Origin of the sequence: Streptomyces calidiresistens, assembly GCF_014141525.1 — a bacterium.
Lineage (GTDB): Bacteria > Actinomycetota > Actinomycetes > Streptomycetales > Streptomycetaceae > Streptomyces > Streptomyces calidiresistens.
On record NZ_VKHS01001484.1, the window covers coordinates 1 to 567 of the forward strand.

2 protein-coding genes are annotated in these 567 nt (G+C 75.0%); both read right to left on the minus strand.

What is annotated here, in order from left to right; all coding sequences use genetic code 11:
* Window positions 1-72: 72 nt before the first annotated feature.
* Window positions 73-285, minus strand: a complete 213-nt coding sequence (locus tag FOE67_RS27930; RefSeq protein ID WP_182667579.1) for a hypothetical protein — start codon at window positions 283-285, stop codon at window positions 73-75.
* 97 nt (window positions 286-382) lie between these two features.
* Window positions 383-567, minus strand: a 185-nt coding sequence (locus FOE67_RS27935) for a CGNR zinc finger domain-containing protein (protein WP_182667580.1), incomplete at its 5' end; no start/stop codon positions are given.

A 567-nucleotide genomic window follows, 5' to 3' on the forward strand; every position in this document is an offset into this window, starting at 1 on the left:
GTGACGACGGGCCGGGGGAGCGGCGGGACCGGGGCGGTGCCCGGTCAGGGGTCCCCTGTGGAGCCGGCGGTGTCAGGCCGCGGCGCCGAGGCCCTCTTTGACGGCGGCGCGCCAGGTGGCGTAGAGCCGGCCGAGCTCGGCGCGCTCGGCGGCGCCCCAGGGACGGGCTCCGTGCCGGCGCACATAGGCGCGGATGGCTTCGTTGGCCGCTGCCGCGTCGGTGGTCGCAGCGGTCGTCCGAGCCCCGCTGGGGCTGCCCGGAAGCGATGCGGATTCGGTCGGCATGTCTTCGAGGTTAAACCCCGCCACCGACACGAATCGTCGATTTCCGGTGCGACGTGCCTCACGTCCGTTCGGGGAATGGAGGTACCCCGACCGGCCCTTACGGCCCGTCGGGAGCCTCCCGGCCGTCGCGCCGGCGGGCCCGGTAGGCCCGCATCTTGGCGCGACTGCCGCACACCCGCATGGAGCACCACCGGCGCCGACCTGCCGGGCTGCGGTCGTAGTAGGCCCACCGGCAGTCCGTCGCCTCGCACGCCTTCAGGCGTGACCAGGTGCCCTCCCGCC

Excerpts from the sequence above, each read along its gene's own strand:
- FOE67_RS27930 (WP_182667579.1), bottom strand. The coding sequence starts at position 285 with ATGCCGACCGAATCCGCATCGCTTCCGGGCAGCCCCAGCGGGGCTCGG.